Annotated in this window: 14 protein-coding genes and 1 pseudogene; 9 read left to right on the top strand and 6 right to left on the bottom strand. The window is 65.6% G+C overall.

The features are described 5' to 3' along the window. The first annotated feature begins 3 nt into the window (after positions 1-3). The 3 genes and pseudogenes from ACFXNW_RS07620 to ACFXNW_RS07610 form a co-directional block, all read left to right on the top strand. Entirely contained in the window at positions 4-1,572 is a 1,569-nt protein-coding gene (locus tag ACFXNW_RS07620; protein ID WP_379416781.1) for a flavin-containing monooxygenase, read from the top strand. A 169-nt stretch (positions 1,573-1,741) separates the two neighbouring features. Further along, positions 1,742-2,458, top strand: a complete 717-nt coding sequence (locus ACFXNW_RS07615) for a histidine phosphatase family protein (protein WP_379416779.1) — start codon at positions 1,742-1,744, stop codon at positions 2,456-2,458. A 164-nt stretch (positions 2,459-2,622) separates the two neighbouring features. Beyond that, positions 2,623-3,578 (top strand): annotated as a pseudogene (locus ACFXNW_RS07610) (IS256 family transposase); the annotation flags it as partial. A gap of 274 nt (positions 3,579-3,852) precedes the next feature. On the opposite strand, the gene ACFXNW_RS07605 reads toward ACFXNW_RS07610, so the two are convergent. Next, positions 3,853-4,620: an alpha/beta fold hydrolase gene (locus ACFXNW_RS07605; RefSeq protein ID WP_379416777.1), complete on the bottom strand. Its 768-nt coding sequence runs from the start codon at positions 4,618-4,620 to the stop codon at positions 3,853-3,855. A gap of 289 nt (positions 4,621-4,909) precedes the next feature. After that, positions 4,910-5,518: a phosphotransferase family protein gene (locus ACFXNW_RS07600; RefSeq protein WP_379416775.1), complete on the bottom strand. Its 609-nt coding sequence runs from the start codon at positions 5,516-5,518 to the stop codon at positions 4,910-4,912. A gap of 86 nt (positions 5,519-5,604) precedes the next feature. Here ACFXNW_RS07600 and ACFXNW_RS07595 point away from each other — a divergent pair, with 86 nt between their 5' ends. Then, positions 5,605-5,778, top strand: coding sequence for a hypothetical protein (locus ACFXNW_RS07595; RefSeq protein WP_379416773.1), 174 nt, complete (start codon positions 5,605-5,607; stop codon positions 5,776-5,778). Positions 5,779-5,786: 8 nt separating this feature from the next. On the opposite strand, the gene ACFXNW_RS07590 is transcribed toward ACFXNW_RS07595, so the two are convergent. Beyond that, a complete protein-coding gene (locus ACFXNW_RS07590) occupies positions 5,787-6,521 on the bottom strand; it encodes a hypothetical protein (protein ID WP_379416772.1) in 735 nt (244 codons plus the stop codon). Between the two features lie 110 nt (positions 6,522-6,631). On the opposite strand from ACFXNW_RS07590, the gene ACFXNW_RS07585 reads away from it, so the two are divergent. Together ACFXNW_RS07585 and ACFXNW_RS07580 are read left to right on the top strand one after the other, a co-directional pair. Then, positions 6,632-6,808 (top strand): hypothetical protein, encoded by a 177-nt coding sequence (locus ACFXNW_RS07585; protein WP_379416771.1) that lies wholly within the window; start codon positions 6,632-6,634, stop codon positions 6,806-6,808. Positions 6,809-6,813: 5 nt separating this feature from the next. Continuing rightward, positions 6,814-7,278, top strand: a complete 465-nt coding sequence (locus ACFXNW_RS07580; protein WP_379416770.1) for an NUDIX domain-containing protein — start codon at positions 6,814-6,816, stop codon at positions 7,276-7,278. Between the two features lie 94 nt (positions 7,279-7,372). Here ACFXNW_RS07580 and ACFXNW_RS07575 read toward each other — a convergent pair whose 3' ends face one another. Next, positions 7,373-8,227, bottom strand: coding sequence for a helix-turn-helix transcriptional regulator (locus ACFXNW_RS07575; protein WP_379416768.1), 855 nt, complete (start codon positions 8,225-8,227; stop codon positions 7,373-7,375). Positions 8,228-8,327: 100 nt separating this feature from the next. Between ACFXNW_RS07575 and ACFXNW_RS07570 the strand changes: the two genes are divergently transcribed. Beyond that, positions 8,328-9,053: an SDR family oxidoreductase gene (locus ACFXNW_RS07570; protein ID WP_379416767.1), complete on the top strand. Its 726-nt coding sequence runs from the start codon at positions 8,328-8,330 to the stop codon at positions 9,051-9,053. Positions 9,054-9,374: 321 nt separating this feature from the next. On the opposite strand, the gene ACFXNW_RS07565 is transcribed toward ACFXNW_RS07570, so the two are convergent. After that, the gene (locus tag ACFXNW_RS07565; RefSeq protein WP_379416766.1) at positions 9,375-10,520 is read right to left on the bottom strand and encodes an LLM class flavin-dependent oxidoreductase; all 1,146 of its coding nucleotides are present in this window, start codon (positions 10,518-10,520) and stop codon (positions 9,375-9,377) included. 56 nt (positions 10,521-10,576) lie between these two features. Then, positions 10,577-11,212 (bottom strand): TetR/AcrR family transcriptional regulator, encoded by a 636-nt coding sequence (locus ACFXNW_RS07560; protein ID WP_379416764.1) that lies wholly within the window; start codon positions 11,210-11,212, stop codon positions 10,577-10,579. A gap of 96 nt (positions 11,213-11,308) precedes the next feature. Between ACFXNW_RS07560 and ACFXNW_RS07555 the strand changes: the two genes are divergently transcribed. Next, positions 11,309-12,865 (top strand): flavin-containing monooxygenase, encoded by a 1,557-nt coding sequence (locus ACFXNW_RS07555; RefSeq protein WP_379416763.1) that lies wholly within the window; start codon positions 11,309-11,311, stop codon positions 12,863-12,865. Positions 12,866-12,955: 90 nt separating this feature from the next. Then, positions 12,956-14,329 carry an FAD-dependent oxidoreductase gene (locus ACFXNW_RS07550; protein ID WP_379416761.1) on the top strand — a complete coding sequence of 458 codons (1,374 nt, stop codon included), beginning with the start codon at positions 12,956-12,958 and terminating at the stop codon, positions 14,327-14,329. Positions 14,330-14,477 lie beyond the last annotated feature (148 nt).

Below are 14,477 nucleotides of genomic sequence, written 5' to 3'. Positions count from 1 at the left end.
GCAATGAGCACTATGCCAGCACAACCCGATCACGAGATCGTGGTGATCGGGGCGGGTCCCGGCGGTATCGCGGCGGGTGCGCTGCTCAAACGCGCGGGGATCGAAGAGTTCACCATCCTTGAACGCGCGGGCGAGGTCGGCGGCAGTTGGCGCGACAATACCTACCCGGGGATCAGTGTGGACGTACCAGCGCTCGTCTACCAGTACTCGTTCGCTCGCAAGGCCGATTGGCCAACGGCGTTCCCGGCAGGTGCGGAGGTTCAGGCGTATCACCAGGATGTCGCCCGCCGCTTCGGCCTCTATCGGCATCTACGGTTCTACACCGAGATCGTCCGAGAAGTATGGGACGAGAAACACCGCCGATGGGCGTTGCACACCGCTGACAACGAGATCATTACGGCCAGGTTCGTGATCAGCGCGGTCGGTGCCTTTCTGCGACCCAGAGTCGATGGAGGCATCAAGGGCCTCGATGACTTCGCCGGCACGGTGCAACGCCCGGACGCCTGGGACCATGCACACGACATGGCGGGTAAGCGCGTAGCAGTGGTCGGTACCGGCGCGAGTTCCGTGCAGATCACGCCCGCGATCGCGCCTGAGGTAGGTCACCTCGATGTCTACCAGCGGACGCCTGTGTGGTGCATACCCAAACCCAACTACCGGGTCCCGCGCTGGCTCCAAGCCGCCTTGCGGGTGCCAGGCGTGGCAGCGGCCCAGTGCGGGATGATATTGCTGGGGTTGGAACCCATTGCCAGACTGGCTACGTATATGCCCTTGGCAGTGGCGAAACCGTTGATGGCCGCCTTCGATGCCTTCGCCAAGCGGGTTTACCGAGCGTATCTCCGACGGATCATCGATGACCCCGAAACGGCCGCCGCGCTGACACCCGGCTATGGGCCCATGGCGAAGCGGCTCACCCTGTCGACCGGATATCCGGCGGTGTTCAATCGCGACAATGTTCGCCTGGTCACCGACGATATCGAGCGGTTCACCGAGCAGGGAATCCGGACCAGCGATGGCACCGAGCATCAATATGACGTCATCGTGCTGGCAACCGGCTACGAGATGCACACCGATCCGGAAAGTTACGCCGAAGGGGCCGTTGTCGGGCGGGACGGATTCGATCTCGGTCAGTTCTTCGGCGCCAATGGAGTCCAGGCCTATGAGGGTGTGGCCATAGCCGGCCTGCCGAACCGCTGGATGCTGGTCGGACCGTACTCGTTGTCCGATATCGGATGGCACGGGATGGTGGAAACGACTGCATCACACGCTATTCGAGCGATAGTGGAGGCGCGACGTCGCCACGCGTCGACTGTCGAGGTGAGCGAACAGGCGCACGCCGCATACCACGCCGAGATCGGCAAGCGTGGTCAGGTCCTTCGGCACTACATCGAGACGCACAACAAGGGTATTCGAACCTACTACCGCAACTCGCACGGTGATACGCCGTACTTCCGGCCCGCCGGTGCTCTCGAAACGCGTTGGCGTGGCAGGCATTTTCCGTTCACCGACTATCACTTCGATGCGAAGTATCAGCTTCCGGATCGTCGTGTAGACGCACCCGGTCTCCCATAACTCAGTGAAACGCGACCCTGTCCTGGGCGGATGTTGCGGTTGATAACGTTGCCCGAAAGTTCCCGTCCACCGGGACACGCTCTTGGGGGCCCGTCGAGTCGATCTTAGTGTGACTCCGGCCACTGACACGCCCCAGTGTGGCCTGCACCATATCCACAAGGGAGTCCCTATGAATCTGATGAAGTCTCGCCTGTTTGCGATGATCGGAGCGATCATCGCGGCGGTGGCGCTGATGGCGGCCGGAGCAGGTAGCGCGGCCGCAGCGCCGAAAACCGGTGAAATGTTCCTCACCTTTGTCCGCCACGGCGAATCGGCCGGCAATAGTTCCGGTCTGATCGACACTTCTATCCCCGGACCCGGCCTGACCGAGAAAGGATGGGTGCAAGCCGTTGCGGTAGCCGAGCTGCTCGACGATTGCAAGTTCGACGGCATCTACGCGTCGAGAATGGTCCGGACCCAGCAGACGGCGGAGCCGACATCGAAGCTGTGTGGTCGTTCAACAGTCGTCGAAGAGGGGCTGCACGAGATCGAGGCAGGCATCTACGAGGGCACGCCGGAGAAGGACGCGCGCGAGGGCTATATGGCCGCACCGATCCAGTGGCTGCAGGGCAACCTGGATGCCCGGATCCCCGGCTCGATCAACGGCCACGAGTTCAAGAAGCGCATGGACGACTCCATCCAGGATATCCAGGACCGCGGCAGCAAGCGCGCGGTGATCTTTTCCCACGGCGGTGCCATCATGTTCTGGGCACTCATGTCCGTCTCCAATCCTGACATGAGCAAGCTGCAGTCCGATCCGCTGCACAACACCGGCCGGGTGGTCGTGAAGGGCACCCCGGCGAAGGGCTGGAAGCTCGTCTCGTGGGACGGCCATTCCGCCGGCTGAACCCGCCATCTCGTTGTCCCTCCGGCGGTCCGCGTCGGCAGGTGAGCTGATGGGCAATTGACCGACGCGATGCGAGGCGCCGGGGCATGGGCCGCTGCCAGCAGTGCTGGGTGGCCCATGCCCCGGCGATATGGCGCGCCAACGCCGGTCGGGAAGGTACGTCCGTGCTTGCGGTAGTTCAGAACACCTCCCCCGCCGACGACGAGGCCGGTTCGGCCCGGTCGTTGCTCGATGAGAGCGTCCGCGACGGTGCTCGGCAGATGCTCGCCGCTGCGTTGAAGGCGGAGGTCGCCACCTATGTCGCCCAGTTCGCCGACCAGCTCGACGAGAACGGTCACCGCCTGGTGGTGCGCAACGGTTATCACGCCGAGCGGGAAGTCCTCACCGCGGCGGGCGCGGTGCGGGTGAAAGCGCCTCGGGTGAACGACAAGCGGGTCGACCCGGCAACGGGTGAGCGGCAGCGGTTTTCCTCCGCCATCCTGCCCGCTTGGGCGCGTAAGTCACCGCAGGTGAGCGAGGTGCTGCCGTTGTTGTATCTGCATGGACTGTCCACCGGGGACTTCGGTCCCGCTCTGGCGCAGTTCCTCGGCTCCGGCGCCGGGCTCTCGGCGGCATCGATCACTCGACTGACCGGGCAGTGGCAGGACGAGGCCGAGGCGTTCGCCGATCGGGTTCGTTCGGGCACCGACTACGTGTATCTGTGGGTCGACGGCATCCACACCAAAGTCCGTCTGGAGCAAGAGAAACTCTGCCTGCTGGTGATGATCGGCGTGCGTGCCGACGGCCGCAAGGAACTGGCCGCGATCGCCGATGGCTACCGTGAATCAATCGAGTCGTGGGCCGATCTGCTGCGAGCTTGCCGCCGCCGCGGCATGACCGCCCCGGTCTTGGCGGTCGGTGACGGTGCGCTCGGATTCTTGAAGGCGCTGCGTGATGTATTCCCGCAAACCCGGGAACAGCGCTGCTGGTTCCATAAATCCGCGAATATCCTTGCCGCACTACCAAAATCAGCACACCCGGGTGCTGGCGCGGCTATGAAGGACATCTACATGGCGAGGACATCGACAAGGCGCAACTCGCGGTGAGGGCATTCGACATCGATTACGGCGCAAAATTTCCCACGCAACGGAGCCGTCTTCCACAAGGGCAAACTCCTGGAACGCCCCATCGACATCACACCAGCCGAATCACCCATCCAGGAGGTCGCTTGAAAGTCGCCAATCCATAGGGTTTGACAATTCCTCCAGCAGCTCGCGTCGGAGCGTCATCGATCCGGTTCGGTCGTGGTGGTGGCAGAAGAACTCTATGGGAAGAATCCGCGCCGACCACCACGACGTAACCGAGCAACCGCTGAACATCAATGCAGCGACAGTCCTTGAATCACGGGGCAATTCTCAGACCGTGTGAGTCTGGTACTGACGAACGATCTCGGCGACGGCTGCGGGTCGGCTGGCGGCGACCTCGTGTCCGGCGTCAGGGAGTTCGTGCAGCGCGGACCCTGGAAGCATCTGCAGTAGAGCGACGGCGAGATCGTGGCTGGAGAGGCGGTCGTCGGCGCCGCGGATCATGACGATCGGGGCGCTGATCTTCCGGATGTCCTCGCCGGGGTATCCGGTCGCGTTGGTGTCATCGATCCACATGGTCACGTTCTCCCTGACCAACCGTTCGAAGTCAGGGTCCGGGTTCTTCGCGGTGTAGGCCGCCTCGGAGTAAGGGCCATTCTGGTTGCGGTCGCACCACCATTGCGGGGTGACCTGCGACAGGAACGCGCGGCTCGCCTCCGGCAAGGTCCAGTCTGAACCGATCGTGAACAGCATCCCGACCCTTTCCGGGTGATGCGCGGCGAGTCGGAGCCCTGCGATGCCTCCGTCACTGAATCCCATCACGTCGGCACGCGCGACGCCGAGCTCGTCCAGGACAGCGAGCGCATCCCACTCGAGGCGCCGATAGCTCAACGGCACGTCGCCCAGGGTGGAGCGTCCGTGTCCGCGGCTGTCCAGGCAGATCACCCGGCGGTCATGAGCAAGGAGGGGCACGAGCTCGGCGAAGTCGGCGGTGCTCCCCATTCCGCCGTGGAGGAGCAGAAGCGGGGGCAACGTCCCTCGCCCGGAAAGTTCAACGGACAGAGAGGCACCTGCGACGACGACGGTTCGTTCATCCATAGCGACAACTGTTCCAGCTCCCACTGACATTCATCGTTTGGATACCAGAAATCATGCCTCGTCGGCGACGGTTTGACGCTGTCTTCCACAAGGACAAACTCCTGGAACGCCCCCCGTCGACATCACACCACCCAACCGAGCTGCCGAATCACCCAACCAGGAGGTCGCCTGAAAGTAGCCAATCCACAGGGTTTGACAATTCCTCCGATCGCGACCGTGCCATCAGGAGCGTGCCGCCCCGGGCTATGCGTGTCGACGGCCGCCCGACACTACCGTCGGCGGACCGTCGCTACAGCGCGTTCCACTGCCACGGTTTTGGGGTGCGCCCGCGTAGGCAGGCGATGCGATGGGCGGCATCGGCTTCTGCGGCTGGGTTGTGGTCGGAAAGGCCAATCGCGAAGGTGGTCCAGCGTAGTTCTTGGATGTCGGCGTAGACGCGGAATTCAGGTGCGGTGGTCATCTCGTATCCGCCGTACGCGGTGACGAAGGAACGGTAGTCGTCGGCATCTAGGCGGATGAAGTCGGTGTGGTCGACGGCGAGTTGGACGAGGTCCCATTCGGGGCGACCGACAGCCACTTTGTCGAGGTCGAGGAATATCGGTGTGCCGGAAGAGGGCACGACCAGGTTTCCTTGCCAGGCGTCGCCGTGGATAACGGAGCTTCGGTTTGTGGGTGGAAGCTGTTCGTAGCGTCGCCGAATTGCGGTGTAGTGCTGGCTCAGCCATTGCTGGTCGTCGTGGCTGATTGTGGTGGCGGTGGTGATCCGCTCAGCGAGTCCTGTGAACGGCTGGTATTCCGGCAGTTCGAAGGTGGTGGGTGGGTCGAGGGCGTGAAGGCGAGCGAGGGCTGAGCCGAGTTCGGCGGGGTGGCGGGGCGGTGGTTGGGGATCGTCAGCCACCAGGTGACAGGTCGGTCGTCGACGACGATCGGCTGTGACAGCGTCGCTTCGGCCTCGACGGCGGGGATGCCGGAGTGGTTGAGCCAATGAGCGATTTGCAGTTCCCGTCGCGCGGTATCGGCGCTGCCGGATTTGCCGATCCGGGCGATGATCCCGCCGTGCAGTTCGAAAATGTTGTGGGCGCCGGTACGGACCGGAATCGCAGTAGATGCGTCGAGACCGACAAGGGCGGCGGCGTGTTCGAGAATGCCGGTTGCTGAAGCCTGGGTCATGAGATTGCCTCGAGCTCCGGTTGTACGGCAATCGCGTGACGGAGTTCGGCGACGTCGGTGATTCTTCGGTGCGGTGTCGCGGTCGTGGCGAGATTTCGCAGTTCGTCGCGGATCCGTTGCGAGCGGAATTTCGTGGCGTCTGCGACGGCTTCCAGCCTAGGGCGACTGCCGTGCGTGGCTCGCCCAGTCGCATGGTCAGGGTCGCCAGGCGGGTGCGGGAGAAGGTTCGTGAGCGAGGGTAGTCCTCGCCTTGTAGTTGGATGGCTTGTCGGATACGGGGTGCGGCCAGGTCGATGCGACCGCGTGCTATGGCGACGGGAATCAGGGGCTTTGCCGGTGCTGCCAAGATGCTCTGCGTGGTCGTAGTAGCACATCCATGGCACGTCCCCGATTGGGTTGCGGGCGGCGAAGTGCTCGTCGGCGCGCGCGACTTCGGATAGGGCGTCATCGGTGCGGCCGAGTGCGGACAGGAATTGGGCACGCAAAGTGGCGAGCATCGCACGAGTGGTGTGGGTGAGCCGGCCGGAGCGAACCTGGGCCAGCTCAATCAGTGAGAGTGCGCCATCGGGGTTGCCGATATAGGCGGTCTTGCGGGCCATGTCGGCCAGGGTCGCGGCGCGCAGTTCCCAGGATCCAGCCGTGTCTGCGCACCACCGGGCGAACCGGAATCGGCGTTCGGCCTTGATGTAGGCGGCGATATCGAAGGCGGAGTAGGCGGCGATACCGCGCACCGAAATACCCAAACACCACGCACTACACCGCTACGCAGTCACCGGCATGGGACTCAAACACCGCATCCACCCCCTGGCCGCCGCCATCGCACTCGATCAACTCGCCCACCTTGACGTACGCTGGCGAGTTCGCTTATCGGCCGGGTGAATTCCCGCGTGCCGAGCATCTGCACAGGAACACGCTCGAGCTGCCGGTATGGCACCGCGAACAAGACCTGCCCCTCGTCGACCAATACATCGACGCCATCGAAAAGGTCATCCACAACGCCGACCAACTGAAAGGATGAACAGAATGCCAACCCATATCAAAGACCTTACGACCGAAGCCGAACGCGATGGAGTCCAGCAGCTCGTCGTGGGCGCGGTCGTCGAGCACGATTGCCGCGTCCTGATCCTGCGCCGTCCCGGTGACGACTTCATGGGCGGCATCTGGGAACTGCCCAGCGGCAAAGTCGAACCCGGCGAGAACCTCGACCAAGCCCTCGCCCGCGAGGTAGAGGAGGAAACCGGACTCCAGGTCACCGGAATCGGCCGCTATATCGACAGCTTCGACTACCGATCGGGAAGCGGAAAGCGCAGCCGCCAGTTCAATTTCGCCGTCGAATGCGTCGCCGTGGAACCGATCCGGCTCGCCGAACACGATGCCTATACCTGGACCGCACTCACCGATGAACCCCCGGTCACCGAAGCCGTCAAACAGACTCTCGCTCATTATCGGAATGCCGATGGGATGCGAGATCACCCGAAGGACGCGTAGCGCCGAACCGAGTTCCCACAGGACCGTCGTCGAGTTCGAGTAGTTCGGCGGCCGAGCTGGTAGCGGGGGCTGTCCGGCTCCTATAGGGTCCGGGTCAGGTTCTCAGGTTCGTGAACCGCTCGGTACCGGTGACTCGCAGCAGATCGAGCGCCGTCGCCTCAGGGGTGCCCGGTGCGGCGGAATACACGATGACGGCCTGGTCGCTGTCGGGTACCAGGAGGGTGTCGCAGTCCAGGGTGAGGCGACCGAGCTCGGGGTGGTCGACGGTCTTACGGGTGTTGCGTAGCTGACCCGCGCGGCGTTCGCTCCAGAGCCGTTCGAACTGCGCGCTACCGGAGCGCAGCTCGGTGATCAGGCGACCCAGTCCCGGGTCTGCCGGGTAGCGGGCGCGGGCGGCATGCAGGCTCGCTACCCGGGCCGCAGTCATGGCGTCGGCTTCCTCGGGCGGCACCATTATCCGGTGGTCCCCGTCGCCCAGGAAGTGCTGCCAGATGATGTTGCGCTGGGCGACCGGCCAGCGAGAGAAGTCGCCGAGCAGCGCTGCCGCCATCGGATTCCATGCCAGCACATCGCACTTGGCCGATAGCACCAGCGCGGGCAGATCCACCATCCGATCCAGTACCAGCCGCAGTACGCTCGCGCGCACCACCATCGCGATCCGGTCGGCGCCGGGCGGCTCGCTGCCCGCGAGCCGGAACAGCAGATCACGATCGGCGTCGTCCAGGCGCAGCGCACGAGCCAATGCCGCCAGCACCGAGACCGAGGGTCGCGGTCCACGGCCTTGTTCGAGCCGCACCACGTAGTCGACACTCACCCCGGCCAACTGCGCCACCTCTTCACGGCGCAGCCCCGGCACCTGCCTGCGCGAGCCCGCAGGCAGGCCGACGTCCTCGGGACGGACCCTGGCGCGGGCCTGGCGCAGCTGTGTCGCGAGTTCGGAGCGATCCATTCCTCGATCATCCCGCAGCGGGGTGGGTGCGGGGTGGTACCGCTGATCCCAGGAGTTGCCGGTCCTGCCCGGCAGCGCGACCGCGCGCCAAGCTGGAGGCATGAACGCGACGACAACGACAACGGCCCTGGTCACCGGGGCGAACAAGGGGCTGGGCCGCGAGACGGTGCGGCGGCTGGCCGAGCTGGGGTGGCGGGTGTTCCTCGGCGCCCGCGACGCCGAACGCGGACGCGCTGCCGCGGAGGAGTTCAACACCGCGGGCCACGACGTCAGCTTCGTGCCACTGGATGTCACCTCCGCCGAATCGATCGCCGCGGCCGCGAAATCGGTCGCCGAACAGACCCAGCACCTGGATGTGCTGATCAACAACGCGGGCATCGGCGGGCCCTGGGTCGACCCCGCCGACACGGTCGCCGGCGATGTCCGGGAGGTATTCGAGACCAACGTCTTCGGACCGATCCAGGTCACCCATGCCTTCCTCCCGCTGCTGCGCGCCGCCGCCCAGCCGCGGATCGTCATGGTGTCGAGCGGGATGGGCTCGTTGGCCATCACCTCCGACCCGGCGCGGCTGGAGTCCACCCTCCACGGTCTCGGCTACCCGGCCTCCAAGGCGGCGGTGAACATGCTCACCTCCCAGTACTCGCGTGCGCTTCCCGGTATTCAGGTGAACGCGGCCGACCCGGGCTACACCGCTACCGACCTCAATGGCAACAGTGGACGTCAGACCGTCACTGAAGGCACCGACGCCATCATCCGGCTGGCCACCCTCGGACCGGACGGACCGACCGGCGGGTACTTCGACCGCGAGGGTTCGCTGCCGTGGTGATCGGAATGTCGATGGGCGAATCCATACGGGGGAGTGGTGATTCACGTGGAACCCCCGGTGCAGCCGCTGCTAGCGGAACTTCGTCGCACATCCGGGCACGCAGTGCATAAACGCATCGACTGCCGATATCCGTAGTCGCCCGCGGCTCGAGTTCGCTGTTCACCCAGGTGATCTGGAGATTCTGCCCAGCTCACAGCATCGATCGAGCGAGGGGCGCCGGGCAGTCGGTAGGCATCCCGGGCCAACCGCTCGGTCTGCGGGACAGCAGTTTTCGCGATGAAGCAGCCGGTGCAATCACGCACCGGCTGCCATTCGGGACTATCAGCTACTGGCCGACGCAGCGAACGGCGTTCCTGCGGGTGCGAGTTCGCGCCGATGCGGATGACGCCACAGCCCCTTGCGCTCCAGGATCGGCAGCACCCCTTCGCCGAACCAGTACGCCTCCTCCAGATGCGGGTAGCCGGAGAGGATGAAGTGGTCGATGCCGAGCCTGGCGTATTCGGTGATCCGCTCCGCCACCTCGGCGTGCGAGCCGACCAGTGCGGTGCCCGCGCCACCACGCACCAGGCCGACACCCGCCCACAGGTTGGGCGCGATCTCGAGCCGGTCGGTGCGACCGCCGTGCAGTTCCAGCATCCGCCTCTGCCCCTCGGATTCGCTGCGTGCCAGTCCGGCCTGCACCCGCTCGACGTCGGCGGGGTCGATACCGGCCAACAGCCGGTCGGCTTCGGCCCACGCCTCCTCGGAGGTATCACGGCTGATGACGTGGATGCGCAACCCGAAATCGAGCTTGCGGCCCCGCTCTCCGGCCAGACCGCGGATCCAGTCGAGCTTGCGATTCACCGCGAACAGCGGTTCACCCCAGGTGAGGTAGGTATCGGCGTACTGCGCCGCCACCGGGCCGGCGGGCTCGGAGGATCCGCCGAAGAAGATCGGCGGCACCGGGTCCGGGCGATTGTTCAGCAACGCCTCGCGGACCTGGATGTGCTCACCGTCGAAACTCACCGGTTCGGTCGAGGTCCACAGCTGCCGGACGACATCGAGGAATTCCCCGGTTCGGGCATAGCGCTGGGTCTTGTCGAGGAAATCGCCGTAGGCCTGCTGCTCAAGCGGTTCACCGCCGGTCACCACGTTCAACAGCAACCGTCCCCGGGAATGACGCTGGAAGGTGCCCGCCATCTGCGCGGCGAGGGTGGGACTGATCAGCCCGGGACGGAAGGCGACCAGGAACTTCAGCGTCTCGGTGGTGTCGACCAGCATGGCGGTGGTCAGCCAGGCGTCCTCGCACCATGCGCCGGTCGGGGTCAGCACGGCCTCGAAACCGTTGTCCTCGGCGGCGGCGCCGATCTGGTTCAGGTAGCGCAGACTCGCGGGCCGGTCACCGGACATGGCGGTACCGTGACCGCCCGCGATGAGACCGCGGGAATCGCCGTAGGTGGGCAGGAACCAATGGAACGACAGGCTCATCCGCTCATCCTCGAACGTGGAGCCCACGCCGGTCACGGGTTGAAACCAGCGCGGTTTTAATCCGGCTGCACGATGCTGACGTAGGCCGCGAGGCCGCCGAACAGCCCGGCCGTGTGCTCGATGATCTGCTCGGCATCGAAGTCCAGCTCACCATCGAGCCAGCGCCGCAGCACCTCGAACATCCCGCCGACCGCCAGCGTCGAACCCAGGTTCGCCACTGCGAGCGTGGACTCCTCCAGGCGCAGATACCGCTGGGCGTGGGCGGTCACCAGATCGGTGAACCGGCTCATGATCTCCCCGCGCAGCTGCCGCATGACCGGTTCGGCCGTGGATTCGATGAACAGGATCCGCGCCATGCGTGGGTCTTTATCGATCATCCGGACGAACGCGCCGACGGTCGCGCGCGCGACCTCATCGGGGGCGGCGTCGTCCTCGGGTGCGGCCAGTTCGACTTCGCGCCGCAGCACCGATTCCAGCTCGACCGCGACCGCGTGCAGCAGCGCGTCTCGGTCGCTGAAGTGCTGGTAGAAGTACCGCGAGGTCAGTTTCGCCTCGGCGCAGACCGCGGTCACTGTGGTCTCGGCCGCGCCGCGGGTGCCGAGCAGCTCGGTGGCGGCCTCGATCAGCCGGGCACGACGCTGATCGTGTCGTTGCTCGGCGGTCAGGCCTCCATAGACGCGCGCTGGACTCACGGCCAACAGTCTGTCATGATTCGAGTCATCTGACTATGTTCAAAGTCAGATGGAACTCGGTCGAAGGCGTCCGAGTGCGACCAGACGAGGAACTCAATGACGCGGCATGTCGAGGTATTGATCATCGGCGCTGGCCTGTCCGGAATCGGCGCGGCCTGTCATCTGGCCAAGGAGCAGACCGGGCGCAGCTTCGCCATCCTGGAACGCCGCACCGCCATCGGCGGCACCTGGGATCTGTTCCGGTACCCGGGCATCCGGTCCGATTCGGACATGTTCACCTTCGGCTACGGATTCCGTCCATGGACCGGTACCAAGGTGCTGGCCGACGGCCCGAGCATCCGCCGCTACGTCGAGGAGACCGCCGCCGAATACGGCGTCACCGAGCACATCCGCTTCGGCCGCAAGATGGAGAAGGCGAGCTGGTCCACCGAGGCCGGCGTGTGGACGGTCGAGGCGCTGAACGAGGAGACCGGCGAGACCGAGGTCTACACCAGCAACTTCCTCATCGGTTGCACCGGCTACTACGACTACGACAAGGGCTACCGTCCGAGCTTCCCCGGTGAAGAACGCTTCGGCGGACGGCTGGTGCACCCGCAGCATTGGCCCGAGGACCTGGATTACACGGGCAAGCGCGTGGTCGTCATCGGCTCCGGCGCTACCGCCATCACGCTGATCCCGGCCATGAGCGAAGACGCCGAGCACGTGACCATGCTGCAGCGCTCGCCCACCTACATCGCGGCCATCCCCAGCGACGACCCGGTCTCGATCGGATTCAACGCCGCCCGCATTCCCGCCGCGCTGACCTACAAGCTGGGCCGTGCCCGCAATATCGCGTTGCAGCGCGCCACCTACGAGCTGTCGCGCAAGAAGCCCGATGTGGCCCGCAAACTGATGCTGTCGGCGGTGCGGCTGGCTGTCGGCCCCGATGTCGACATGCGCCATTTCACCCCGAAGTACAACCCGTGGGATCAGCGCCTGTGCGTGGTGCCCAACGGTGACCTGTTCAAGGTGCTGCGCGCGGGTGAGGCGTCGATCGTCACCGACACCATCGACACCTTCACCGAGACCGGCATCAAGCTGTCCTCCGGCGAAGAACTGCCCGCCGATATCGTCATCAGCGCGACCGGCTTGAACGTGCAGATGCTCGGCGGCGCGACCCTCGAGGTCGACGGCGAGCCGGTGGCCACCCGCGATCGCGTGCTCTACAAGGGTGCACTGCTCGACGGCATCCCCAACGCCATGGTGGTGCTCGGCTACACCAACGCGTCGTGGACGCTGAAGGCCGACCTCGCCGCGGAATACTTCTGCAAGCTGCTGAACTACATGCGCGACAAGGGGTACACCCAGGTCGTCCCACGCGCCGAAGAAGCCGACCGCTCCAACGATTCGCTGATGGGCGGGGCCCTGACCTCCGGCTACATCCAGCGCGGTGACGGCGTCATGCCGCGTCAGGGTTCGCGCGGCCCGTGGAAGGTCATCAACAACTACTACCGCGACCGCGCCTACCTGCGGAACAGTCCGGTCGAGGACGAGGCGCTGCAGTTCACCGATGCCGAGGGCGCCACGGCCACCGGCATCCGGCAGCAGAGCGCGCGCGGCGTCTTCGGCAAGGCCGCCGAGCGGCTGCCGCTGATCGGTACGCGCACGGCCTGATTGCTTGTGCCGACGCCGGCCGGGTCCCCTGGGATCCGGCCGGCGTTGTCGTTGCGCCCGGCGACGACCGGCGCTGGGTAGCGTGACCGTATGAGCGAGCGACTGGTGATCATCGGTGCCGACGCGGCGGGAATGTCGGCCGCCTCCCAGGCCCGCCGGATGCGCGACCCCGGCGAACTGGAGATCGTGGTCTTCGAGCGGGGGCATTTCACCTCGTTCTCCGCCTGCGGGATCCCGTACTGGGTCGGCGGCGATGTCACCGACCGCGATCAGCTGATCGCACGCACACCAGAGGAGCATCGGTCCCGCGATATCGACCTGCGGATGCGCACCGAGGTCGTCGAGATCGATATCGACGGGCGCCGGGTGCGGGCACGTGAGGTGGATTCGGGTGCCGAATCATGGACCGGCTACGACAAACTCGTCATCGCCACCGGCGCCCGCCCGATCCGCCCGTCTCTGCCGGGAATCGATGCCGAGGGTGTGCACGGCGTGCAGACGCTCGACGACGGACAGGCCCTGATCGATACTCTCGAGCGCATCGAGGGCAGGCGCGCGGTCGTCGTCGGGGCCGGCTACATCGGCGTCGAAATGGCCGAGGCGCTCATCAACCGCGGGTTCGAGGTCACTCTGGTCAATCGCGGCCCCGAACCGATGTCGACCCTCGACCCGGACATGGGTGCGCTCATCCGCACCGCCATAGGCGGGATGGGGGTCAAGGTCGTCGGCAATGCCGAAGTGACCGCAATCCGCACCGACGACCGCGGCCACGTGAGCGCGGTCGCGACCGAGCAGGCCGAATATCCGGCCGATGTCGTGGTTTTGGGGATCGGTGTGCGACCGGAGACCGACCTGGCTCGCGCCGCGGGGCTGCCCCTCGGGGTGCATGGCGGCCTGCTCACCGACGTCTCGATGCGGGTGCGTGGCCGCGACGACGTCTGGGCGGGTGGCGACTGCGTCGAGGTTCTGGATCTGATCTCCGGCATCGAGCGCCATATCGCCCTCGGCACCCACGCCAACAAACACGGCCAGATCATCGGTGCGAATATCGGTGGCGGCTACGGGACCTTCCCCGGTGTGGTCGGGACCGCGGTGAGCAAGGTCTGCGACCTCGAGGTGGCGCGCACCGGACTGCGGGAGAAAGACGCTCGCGCCATCGGGCTGCAATACGTCACCGTCACCATCGAATCGACCAGCCGCTCCGGCTACTACCCGGGGGCCGAGACGATGACGGTGAAGATGCTCGCCGAACGTCGCACCGGCCGGCTGCTCGGCGTCCAGATCGTCGGTCGCGAGGGCGCGGGCAAACGCGTCGACATCGCCGCAGTCGCGCTCACTGCCGGTCTGACCGTGGAGCAGATGACCGCGCTGGATCTCGGTTACGCGCCGCCGTTCTCGCCGGTCTGGGATCCGGTACTGGTGGCAGCGCGCAAGGCCGTCACCGCCGTTCGCGCCCGCGGCTGAGCCGCACGACACAAAGCTTGCGCCAATCGTGGCGATCTGTCGGCACACCCGCTCGCGGCTCCCGTACTATCGTCGATCGACAACAGTGATCAGAAGGGGGGCGCGGTGCTGCCTGGGGTATCGGTACACATCCGCTGGGACGGAAGGG

Origin of the sequence: Nocardia sp. NPDC059180, from assembly GCF_042754945.1 — a bacterium.
In the GTDB taxonomy this organism is placed as follows: Bacteria; Actinomycetota; Actinomycetes; order Mycobacteriales; family Mycobacteriaceae; genus Nocardia.
The sequence above is the reverse complement of the archived record's forward strand: the minus strand, read 5'-3'. Positions and strand labels throughout refer to the sequence as shown.